This is a genomic window from Veillonella sp. CHU732, from assembly GCF_003992085.1.
Lineage (GTDB): Bacteria > Bacillota > Negativicutes > Veillonellales > Veillonellaceae > F0422.
This window is the reverse complement of record NZ_RQVC01000012.1, coordinates 1-11,586: the sequence shown is the minus strand read 5'-3', so window position 1 is coordinate 11,586 and position 11,586 is coordinate 1. Positions and strand designations below refer to the sequence as shown.

General features: G+C 40.5%; 7 protein-coding genes. 6 read left to right on the top strand and 1 reads right to left on the bottom strand.

Features of this window, described 5'->3' with window-relative positions; genetic code table 11:
• Positions 1-6: 6 nt before the first annotated feature.
• The 5 genes from EO121_RS06265 to EO121_RS08665 all read left to right on the top strand — a co-directional run bounded on the left by EO121_RS06265 (position 7) and on the right by EO121_RS08665 (position 9,102).
• Positions 7-1,422 (top strand): TolC family protein, encoded by a 1,416-nt coding sequence (locus EO121_RS06265; protein WP_126940696.1) that lies wholly within the window; start codon positions 7-9, stop codon positions 1,420-1,422.
• A 25-nt stretch (positions 1,423-1,447) separates the two neighbouring features.
• Positions 1,448-5,728 (top strand): translocation/assembly module TamB domain-containing protein, encoded by a 4,281-nt coding sequence (locus tag EO121_RS06260; RefSeq protein ID WP_127166843.1) that lies wholly within the window; start codon positions 1,448-1,450, stop codon positions 5,726-5,728.
• 13 nt (positions 5,729-5,741) lie between these two features.
• Positions 5,742-6,377: a sigma-70 family RNA polymerase sigma factor gene (locus EO121_RS06255; RefSeq protein WP_127166841.1), complete on the top strand. Its 636-nt coding sequence runs from the start codon at positions 5,742-5,744 to the stop codon at positions 6,375-6,377.
• A gap of 459 nt (positions 6,378-6,836) precedes the next feature.
• Complete coding sequence (gene thrS, locus EO121_RS06250; RefSeq protein WP_127166839.1) at positions 6,837-8,747, top strand: threonine--tRNA ligase; 1,911 nt, start codon at positions 6,837-6,839, stop codon at positions 8,745-8,747.
• Positions 8,748-8,943: 196 nt separating this feature from the next.
• Positions 8,944-9,102, top strand: coding sequence for a hypothetical protein (locus tag EO121_RS08665; RefSeq protein WP_009353813.1), 159 nt, complete (start codon positions 8,944-8,946; stop codon positions 9,100-9,102).
• A 194-nt stretch (positions 9,103-9,296) separates the two neighbouring features.
• Here the strand turns inward: EO121_RS08665 and EO121_RS06245 are convergent, their stop codons facing one another.
• Positions 9,297-10,028 carry an SIMPL domain-containing protein gene (locus EO121_RS06245; RefSeq protein ID WP_126940692.1) on the bottom strand — a complete coding sequence of 244 codons (732 nt, stop codon included), beginning with the start codon at positions 10,026-10,028 and terminating at the stop codon, positions 9,297-9,299.
• A 140-nt stretch (positions 10,029-10,168) separates the two neighbouring features.
• Between EO121_RS06245 and EO121_RS06240 the strand changes: the two genes are divergently transcribed.
• Positions 10,169-10,909 carry an NADPH-dependent oxidoreductase gene (locus EO121_RS06240; RefSeq protein ID WP_127160981.1) on the top strand — a complete coding sequence of 247 codons (741 nt, stop codon included), beginning with the start codon at positions 10,169-10,171 and terminating at the stop codon, positions 10,907-10,909.
• The last annotated feature ends 677 nt before the right edge of the window (positions 10,910-11,586 follow it).

Genomic DNA, 11,586 nt, shown 5'->3' with positions numbered 1-11,586 from the left:
GACCCAATGAATACAAAAATAATGACAGTAGCAGCGATGTTAGCAGCCTATGCATGTACAGTAGGAGCAGCGGCACCGCAAACAGATACAGTAAAATTAGTACATTTTCAAGAAAAAGCAACTGCGCAAGCAGCAATGATGACAAAGGCATATAAAAACCAAGCACAGACAAACAGTCAATCTGTGTCTATTACATTGCCACAATCCATTGCATTAGCATTGCAAAATAATAGAACCTTACATCAATCTCAATGGGATTATGAAGCGGCAATAGCACAAGTAGGAGTTGCGACTAGCGGTAGGAATCCAGTAGTGACGTATAATTATAGCGCTAACCATACAGGAAATGAAGTGAACGGTGTTAGTAAAACTGGAAATGCCTTTTCGCATCAATTAGGTGTGGGAGTATCTGTATTTAATCGTGCTTTGGATGCACAAATTGAAGCAGCTAAATATAGTCGTGATGGCAGTGGCGCAGCATTAACGGAAGCCGCACAAACAGCTAAATTAACGGCAGCAACTAATTATTTGTCCCTTATCATGTCTCGTAATAAGGTAAATGTAGCAGAACAAACAGTCCGTGATTACGAAGAACATTTAAAAAATGCTAACTTACAATATCAAGTAGGTATTGTATCTAAATCTGATGTACTGGCTACGAATACACGATTAGCGAATGCAAAAACTGCTTTAGTAGAAGCGAAAAACGCTGCTAATTTAGCAGAGGCAAAGTTCAATAATCATGTAGGATTGCCTGTATCTACACCAATCGTAACAGCAGACAAAGAATTAAGCTATGCACCATATGGTATTTCATTGGAATCTGCAAAATCTTATGGAGTAGCACATCGTGGTGCCATTGTACAAGCGGCAATGGCAGTGAAAGCAGCCGAAGAAAATGTAGGCCTTGCAGATGCTTCTGATATTCCAGTGGTGAAAGCCAATGCTAGCCGACGCATGAATGGTGCACATTGGGCTGGTAACGATAGCAAAGACTGGTCCGTAGGCGCTACCTTATCTTGGAATGTATGGGATGGGGGCCAATCAAAAGCTAATGTAAGTGCTGCTAAAGCAAAGTTAGAAAAAGCGAAAGAAGCCTATGCACAAACGATTGATACGGTAGAGTTACAAGTGCAAGAGGCGTACTTAAATTTAAAAGCAGCAGAACAAAAAATTAAAAGTACTCATGCTGCAGTAGAAGCAGGACAGGAAGATTTCCGCATTAAAACATTGCGTTACCGTTCTGGAGTAGGCACAAATGTGGATGTGCTTGATGCAGAAACGGCGTTAGCCACAGCTCGTAATAATTATGTAGATGCTCTATATAACTATAACTTAAGCATGGCTACCTTAGAAAAGGCAATGGGTATTTCTGTAGAAGCCACAGTGGGTAGTGGCGCAATGATTGTGAATCAAGGATAGTGGTCATACCGATATGAGGTGAATCATGAAGAGGAAACACTGGATACTAGGTATCGTACTCGGTGGATGTGTAGCAGGCGTTGGATTCGGCTTACAACCATTGAGTGAAACCTATGTAGGGCCTTATGTGCAAGAACAATTACATACAGCACTGAATGGAACTGTTTCCTATTCAACATTTCACATTGGTTGGGATGGTTCTGTTCAAATGAAGGATCTTATCGTAGACGATGCGAAAGGGCAACGTGTGCTTACCACAGATGCATTGACGATATCCATTCAATGGCTTAAGGTATTGCAATATCCTTTTGGACAGGTATCGCCAGATGCCTTAATCGGTACGATTACTGTCAGCTCACCGCATGTCAATGTGGTACAAGATGAACAGGGGCAATGGAATGTACTACAATTGCTTAAGGAACGAGAGTCGGATAGTCCTAGTCAATTTAGTGGATTGTTGCGGCTAGAGAATGGGTCTATATCCTTATTCTTGCCTCATGCAGAACCGTTGCTCTTATCGGATGTGAATATGACCGTCCTAGGTGATGGTGGACATATGCTAGATGGAGTCGTGGATGCCCAATTAGGAAAGGATCATATTCATTCCAACATACAATGGGCGTTGGATGACAGTGGTAATCGATCATTCTATGTGGAAACACCACATTTAGATATAGCTCCTATTATAAATCGAATCTCTTTACCAACTGCAGTAAGTCCTATCAGTGGTGAGCTGACAGATGTAGCATTGACAGTCACACAACGTGGTGGTTTCTGGTATGGGGAAGGGGGACTTTCCTTCCAAAATGTAGGAACGACGCTTCAAGGTTATCGGTTAACATCTGGGAAGGGGACACTTCAAATCCATGGAGATGTGCTGTTCTTGGATGGAATTGAAGCGAATGTGAATGACGAGCACCTTCGTGTGAGTGGCACTGTACACCATGTCTTTGATGAGGATCCTACATTACATGTCAACGTAGGATTGAAAGAGTGGAATCTAGCCTCGTTTGGTCAATTGCCACTGACAGGGACTATTACGGCAGAGGCATTGTTAACAGGACCTGTATCGAATGTAAAAGCTAGTGCCGATGTAGAGTTGCGAGATATGGCCTATGAAGGAATCACAGTAAATCGAGGGAAAGGACATCTTTCCTATGGAGACCAAGTGGTTCAAGTGGAAGATGTGGAGCTGAGTACTCAAGGTGGAATTGTGACTGGTACTGGTTCCTATCATATGGATACAGAAGATTTCTCAGCACAAGTAGAGGTACAAGATGTATCCTTATATGGATTGCCTCTTGAGGGATTACCTTCCGTACATGGCACAGTAAATGGGTCCTTAACCATTGAAGGGAAACAGGGGGCGATTTCCAATATAAACGGCTCTGTGCATGGACACAACATTGGGTATCAATCTATCTTAGTGGATGCCTTGGATGCCAGTGTATTTTGGGATGGTACAGAGCTAGTAGTGCCATATCTAAATGGTACTTGGGGTCGAGGTACTTTCACGGGTAGTGGTCGATTAGGCAATGGTACATTTGGTATTAATTTGCATGGCACTAACATTGGATTAGAACAATTCAATGAGTGGAGCCCTAAACTGTTGGGCGGCACTGTTTCTTTAGAGGCTAACTTACAAGGGTCCCTAGAGAATCCGACAGGAACGGTTATGATTGCTGGTGAAACTCTTTCCTATGGAACAACCAAGTTTGACCGTGCTTTTGTTAAGACCAAGTTAGAGGATACTACCCTCCATATTCTTGAAGGTGATATGGAATATAGAAAAAGCACCTATGATCTAGAAGGGTTCATCCGGTTAGACGGTGAACAAACGATAGATATCAAAGGGTCTGCAAAGGATGTGCGTATCGAAGATGTGTTGCCAAACTTTACAGATATCCCTATGACAGGATGGCTTAATACGGATGTTCATGTACAAGGAACAGTACAACGCCCGCAAATAGAAGGGCATCTGAAAGCTTGGGATGGGTCCGTATACGGTAAACTCTTTTCATCCATTGAAGGAGCCTATACATATCATGATGGTCATCTCCATTTGCCAAGGTTAGATATCAGTACCTATGGCTCCTCTATCATTGTAGATGGAGATATACAAGGTAAGCAGCTAGATATTAATTTTGTAGGCGATGCGGTACCCATTGAACCATTCGTTCGTGATGCGGGTCTTAACATAGTTGGCTATGTTGGTGCAGAAGGTCATCTCGGTGGCACTGTAGATGCCCCAATCTTTGAAGGAAACGTGCAGTCCGATACGATGCAGGTGAAAGATACTACCTTGCATGATATAACAGGTTCTGTGTACATTACACCACAGGTAGTGCATCTACAAGGGTTGACTTTCACAGGCAGTGGCACTAGTCGCTATGAAGTGAAAGGTGGAGTTCAATTAGAGAATCCAAAACGCTTATTTGGGTATGTGCATGTCAAAGATGGAGATTTACATCAATTATTGGCGTTAACCAACGCACAAGTACCAGATGTGAATGGAAAGTTGCAGGCTACTATTGAGTTAGGTGGTACTAGTGACAGTCCGAGACTGGACGTAAAAGGAACTCTTGAGGATACGACTATTCGCGATGAAGTGGTAGGGACGGCTACGCTAGACCTAGGTTATGGTGGGCGGACAATTGATATTCGGACCTTCAAATTGCCTATTAAAGAAGGCCTTATTGTGGGCAAAGGGAAAGCCGATTTAGATGGATCTACGGATATTCAGTTGGTGGCATCGAAAGTGCCGGTACAAACCGTACTGCCTCTAGTAACCAAAAATGTAAATGCACAGGGAAATTGGAATTTTATCATCAATGTGCATGGACTTACGAAATCACCAAAGGTAGAATTTTCCAGTGAAGTGGAACAAGCAGTCATCAATGGTATTAGCCTAGATCAGTTGAGTATCTTAGGAACCATGGAAGACCAAGTAGTGAATGTCCAACAAGGAATGATTAAAAAATCAGACTCTTCTATTAAAGTTCGCGGCAAGCTACCATTGGGGGCTTTTGTAACCAATGAATACGTAACTAATGATATGACGAAACAGTTTGATGTGTACGTGGACATGAATGAGGCAAACTTGTCTGTTCTGCCATTGATGTTTAAAGAAGTGCAGTCTGCTGACGGCGCTATTCATGGTGTTGTTCATGTGACAGGCAATTCGTCGAATATTTTAGCCAATGGTACTGTAGAGCTCGCTAATGGGTCTATGCAATTACAATCGTTGAAAAAGCCGGTGACCCAATTAAAAGGACAGCTATTGTTCCGGGGCAATCATGTAGATATTACAGGTAGCACCACAATGGGTAAGGGTAATGCAGGTCTATCTGGGAATATTGGTTGGATGGGCTCTGGCATTACGTCCTACTACGGTGCGTTGCAGATGAAAGGCATCGAAATTGCCCATGCCTTCTATACAGGCCCGTTAGATGGTGAACTGTACATCGTCGACAAACAGGATATGCCGACATTGGTGGGGGCTATTACACTGCATGATGTGGTAGCTTCGATTCCATTGAGCTTTGAAAGTTCAGATACATCCATTCCATTAGGATTAGACTTAACCATTGATGCGAAAGATAATGTACGTCTTTATAATCCATTGCTCTACGATATGTTCTTGCAAGGTAAGGTTAAATTTGAAGGAACGGTAGGAGAGCCGAAGGCGAGTGGTAAGTTATCCGTCAACAAAGGGCATGTGAAATATTTAAAAAATCGTTTTAAAATCACAGAAGGACAGGCAAAGTTTGTTACAGGTAGTATCATTCCTGAACTCAATGTACGAAGTATGGCAAATGTGAAAAATTATCGCATATCTCTACAAGCGGAAGGACCTGCTACGCAGATGAAATTAAAATTAACGTCTGAACCTAATTTGTCGGAACGTCAAATCATTTCGCTGTTGACATTTGGTCGGAATGTGGGCAATGCTAGTGGAGTTACATCGGAAGATGCCAATGCTTTATTGACATCTAGTTTACAGTCTTTGGCGTTTGGCTATATTGAAGATGTGTTGCAAGATACATTGGGATTGGATTTGGTGAACATTACCACAGGCTCCTTAGATGGAAAAGACTCTCGTGATTTGCAGGAAAAAAATAATTTTAACGTTACCATCGGTAAATATGTAGTACCGGATTTGATGGTCACCTTAACTAGAGGTCTTAAGAACGACCATGTGTCGTATGGCTTTCAGTATGATATCAATCGTAGTATTAGTGCTACAGGATGGATTAATAATGAAAATAAACGCTATTTAGGGGCGCAGTGGCGTTATCGATTCTAAAGGAGGTGAAAGTATGCTCAATGATTATATTGCCAGCGTGGATACAATTGAATTATTGACCGGGGAAGAAGAACAGAAGCTCTGGAAGGCTTATGAAGAACAAGGAGACTTGGAGGCTCGTATGACGATCATTGAGCATTACCAACCTTTAGTGTTGAAAGAAGCTAATGTGTACCAATCTTCTAAGGTAGATAGGATGGATTGTATTCAAGAGGGGACGATAGGGCTCATTGAAGCGGTAGAGCGATATGATTCTAAGAAGGGCGTAGCTTTTTCGCTCTATGCAGTGCATCGTATTCGAGGGCGTATCTTGGATTATCTTCGTAAGGAAGGTAAGGAAGGGATTGTGCTACAATCGGAAACGGAAGATGGTGAAACTTGGTGGGAACAATTACCTGCTGAGGGCCCTTCTACAGAAATCGTTTGCGAGGAACGCATGTATGGTGATATGGTCACATCCGCAATGAAACAGTTGCCCTTGGCGGAGCAGCATGTAGTGGAAGAAGTGTATTACAAGGACCATAGTGTAGCCTCTATTGCAGATACCTTGGAATGCAGTCATAGTTATATCCATCGATTGAGAAGAAAAGGCTTGGCACGGCTTAAGGGGTTATTGGAAACAGCAAAAGAGACATGGGATAAAAGTTAATTCTGGTGAATAGAGCCTATCTGACTATAAAGCACTACCTAAGTGTCAACTGATTCGTTGATGACAAGGGCAGTGCTTTTTATCTATAAGGGTATATCGAAAAAATTCCCTTGACATAAATAGGGTTTTTGTTTATTATAATTATATTATTATATAAAGAACAGTGATGCGAAGGATATGACCCTAACCATCTATACTTTCAGAGAAAGATACCTTGGCTGCGAGTATCTAGTGTAGACTTAGATGTTACCACCTTCAAACTGGTTTGGTGAAGGCTTAGCTTGTAATCAAATCCGTGAGGACCCGTTATCGTCCGTAAGAGTGAGTCCGTTATATAGGACTAACTAGGGTGGAACCGCGAAGATCTTCGTCCCTTGGGTGGGAGAGGGTCTTTTTTTGTTGGTAAAAAGTATTGCCATCCCCAATGGCATAGTAGTATTAGACCTAGGGAGGTAACCTATGAGTGAAGTAAATATCATTTTACCTGATGGAAGTTCTAAAGCCTTTGCAGCTGGAACTACTTTGGGTGAAGCAGTGAAACAACTATCAAACAGCTTAGCAAAAAAAGTATTAGCTGCTGATGTAAATGGTGAATTAACAGATTTACGTGAAGTACTAGTAGAAGGTTCTAAAGTAAGCTTTTTAACATTTGCGGAAGACGGTGGCAAACATGCATTCCGTCATACTGCATCTCATGTGATGGCGCAAGCTGTGAAACGTTTATGGCCAGATGCACAATTGGCCATTGGACCAGCGATCGAAAATGGTTTCTACTATGACATCGATATGGAACATAAATTGGTGCCAGAAGACTTACCGAAAATCGAAGCGGAAATGAGCCGCATTGTAAAAGAAAACTTGCCTATCGAAAAAGTATTGATGGAACGTCAAGAGGCACTAGATTTCTTCGCTGCAAAACATGAAAATTATAAAGTAGAGTTAATCAATGATTTGCCTGCTGATGCAGTGATTTCTGCGTATAAACAAGGTGAATTTACAGACCTTTGTGCAGGCCCACACTTAGCAAGCACTGGTAAAGTGAAAGCTTTCAAATTACAAAGCATTGCAGGTGCATACTGGCGTGGCGATGAAAAAAATAAAATGTTGCAACGTATCTATGGTACTGCTTTTGAAAAGAAAGAAGAACTAGAGGAATACTTACACTTATTAGAAGAAGCAGCTCGTCGTGATCATCGTAAATTAGGCAAAGAGCTTGGCTTGTTCGTTATCAAAGAAGAAGGACCAGGATTCCCATTCTTCTTGCCAAAAGGTATGGCGGTACGTAACGCCTTAGAAGATTTCTGGCGTGAAGTACATCATGACTATGATTATGAAGAGGTTCGTACTCCAATTATCTTAAGCCAACATTTGTGGGAAACATCTGGTCACTGGTTCCATTACCGTGAAAATATGTACACAACACAAATTGACGGAGCAGAATATGCCATAAAACCAATGAACTGCCCAGGCGGTATCTTGGTGTATGCAAACGATATGCATTCATATCGTGATTTGCCAATTCGTATGGCAGAACTTGGTTTAGTACATCGTCACGAATTGAGCGGTGCTTTACATGGTTTATTCCGTGTACGTAGCTTTACACAAGATGATGCCCATGTATTCATGACTCCATCTCAAATTAAAGAAGAGTTAATGAGCGTTATCGACTTATTCGGTCGTATCTACTCTCAATTTGGCTTGTCCTATCATGTAGAGTTAAGTACAAAACCAGAAGGCGCTATTGGCGACGATGCGATTTGGGACTTAGCAACAGAAGCATTGCGTGAAGCGATTGAGGCAAAAGGTATTCCATATCGTATCAACGAAGGTGATGGTGCGTTCTATGGCCCTAAATTAGATTTCCATATTCGCGATTCTATCGGCCGTACATGGCAATGTGGTACTATCCAATTGGATATGAACTTGCCAGAACGTTTTAACTTGGAATATATCGCAGAAGATGGTCAAAAACATCGTCCAATCATGATTCACCGTGCATGCTTTGGTTCTATGGAACGTTTCATTGGTATCTTGATTGAACACTTTGCAGGGGCGTTCCCAACTTGGATGGCACCAGTACAAGTGAAAATCCTTCCAATCAGTGAAAAACATGTCGAATATGCTGAAAAATTACGCAAAGCATTTAAAGATGCCTATGTGCGTGTGGAACTAGATGATCGCAGCGAAAAGATCGGTTACAAAATCCGTCAAGCACAAATGGAAAAAGTATCCTACATGCTTGTGGTAGGTGACAAAGAAGTGGAAGAAGGAAAAGTAGCTGTTCGTAAACGTGGTGTTGGTGAACAAGGGGCGATTCCTTGGGAAGAATTCTTGGCAAATATCCAACAAGAAATTAAAGATCGTGCATAATCACTAAAATAAACAGGATAGTATGGAGGCACTTTGCGTGAATCTGATACATGGATCCTAGTGGATTTTTGATGATATAAGTATTGTGTATACATATGAAAAGCATCTTCACAAGAAGGTGCTTTTCATCATATAATACAATGAGAAAGAAATTGGTCTTTCCTTTTCTAGTATTCCGAGTAGAGGTGATGGAATCATGATTACATTTGACGATGCAGAAAAGCAAAAATTAAGTCCTGAGGATTTAAAAAAATTAAAGAAGCATAATGATATCAATGAATGGCCGTGTCCATTATCAGATGATATGAAAAAGCAAATGCATGATAGCTTTAAAGTTGTGCCTAAGAAAAAATAAGAAAAAGCCGTAGCGACCGATGATTAGGTTCGCTACGGCTTTTTTTAGAAAAATGAAGAAACGCCATACATAGGATGACGTTTCTTGTGGGGGCTATATTTATATAGTAAGTGATATGTACAACTGCATCATTAGAGGTGTATGTGAATGCACATATTTTGGCAATCAGATAGTTGTATCAAGAGATATAGATTCTATTGCAGATAGAATACTACATTTGCTGTTTTGTTAGCGGACATATCTCCCTTCTCTATAGGTGTAGAGCTAGATAAATCCATAGATTTTACTGCAAGCATAGCATATCTAGGGTTTACCTCCATAGTCTGTGTGCGTGTAGTTCCTAAGCTTGCGGATTTAACAGGACCTAGTTCGCGGCCAAGAGATTTTGCAATCACTTCCGCTTGGTGGCGTGCATCACTAATGGCAGATGCAGATAATTGATCTTCTATCTCTTGGGATACATCGGTTTGGAAGGTAAGGGAATTGATATCAGAAGCGCCACTAGCAATAGCTGCGTCGATGGCTTTTCCAATAGAGGATGTGTCATAGACCCTTACAACAACAGTGTTGTTTACATTATAACCATTTAATTTTGAGTTCCCATCAATGTAATCGTAATTAGGGTTGATAGTAATGTTAGATGTTTGGATATTATTTCTAGATACGCCTAAATGTTGTAGGGATGAGATAAGTTTAGACATAATCGCATCATTTTGAGATTTTGCAGATTGAACAGACGTATTTTTGCTAGATACCCCAAGGTTAAGTAATGCATAGGATGGTGCCACTTGGCGAACAGCTTGGCCTGTGACGGATATTTCTCCAGCGGACATATTTGCAGTCATATCTGCAGCCATAGTGCCCACTGTGGCAGATGTCATCAGTGCGCCGATAGTGAAAGCTTTCAAAAGCAATGAATGTTTCATAAAATCGTCCTTTCTATATGATGTACCTGTTGACAAAGAAAAAATAAGTACCCTACAATGGTATATATACAGTACATCTAGTATTTGTTATTATACTACATAAACTATGTGAAAGTATGATGAAGGTTAGGAGTAAAACTATGAACCCTATTGATATTATGTTAGATCATAAAAGTATTCGACAATATAAACCGATGCGAGTATCTCCGCAACATTTAAGTATTTTGTTAGATGTAGCGAAACGGACTGCTACAAGCATGGGGATGCAAACATTCAGTATCATCCGTATTGTGAACCCAGAAATTAAAGCAGCCATTGCAGAAGTATGTAAACAAGACTATGTGAAAGATATGCCTGAATTGTTTGTATTTGTGGTGGATGCCTATCGCAATGCACAAATTATGAAAGAAAAAGGGCTAAACCTTGATACGGCAAGTGATGCGGATCGATTCTTTCAAGGGTGGACTGATGCTTGCCTAGCGGCACAAAATATGGTGACCGCAGCAGAATTGGCAGGATATGGTACAGTATATTTAGGTAGTGTGTTAAATGATGCAGAGAAGATGATTGAAATTTTGAAATTACCTGAATTAACATTCCCTGTGGTAGGACTTGGCTTAGGTATGGCAGATCAAAAACCAGCGTTGAAACCGCGTATGCCAAGAGAAGCAAATGTGTTTGACGATGCGTATAGCACATTTGATAATTATCATGAACTACTAGAAGATTATGATGAAGAAATGAACCAATATTATGATCTTCGTAGCCCGAATTACCCATTGCCAAAATTTACAGATCAAGTAGTGGGACGATTACAGATGAAAGATGAGAAACGCAGTGCTTTGGTGGAAATGGCAAAAACTCAAGGGTTTCATTTGTAATGCTATGTAGTCTTTGACGGTTTCATCTGTATATAGCAAAAGAAAACGAGCAACACATTCCTTCACAAACGGCACTACGTAATGTTTGTTCAGGAACATGTTGCTCGTTTCTATATTTTTGTTTATATGACTGATATAAGACCGTCATAAGACTACTACGCATGACTGCATTCTAGTGTGGGGGATGCTGTACTCTTATGATGTTTGGGGAATTTAGGTAGTAAGGAGCCACACAAACTGTTCTGTGTATAACTACGTTAATCAGAAGAAACATAAGTAGTCCCGTCACATGAGGGTATAAAAAAACGATTATAATTACAAGCAAGAGGTGTACATTGTGCTTTAGATTAGGTGTACTTAATTTAGTTGTTTTAAGAAGGGCTAGATTATATAGGAGAATTCTATAGAAAAAATATATATAAATACAAAAAAGTGGGGTTGCAAATTATTGGTAAATAGCATATAATACTTTTAGTGCTTGAGACACAAGCGCTTTTAATTTTCTCAAAAGTTATTAACTAAGAAAATTAAAAAAGATTAAAATAACTGTTGACACGAAATTGTGAATCTGTTATTATAATCTAGTCGCCACAACGCAGTGTTGTGAATGACAAAGTTGATCTTTGAAAACTGAACAATGTAAGGTAATTACTTCGAAAGAAGTAAACATAAGCCAG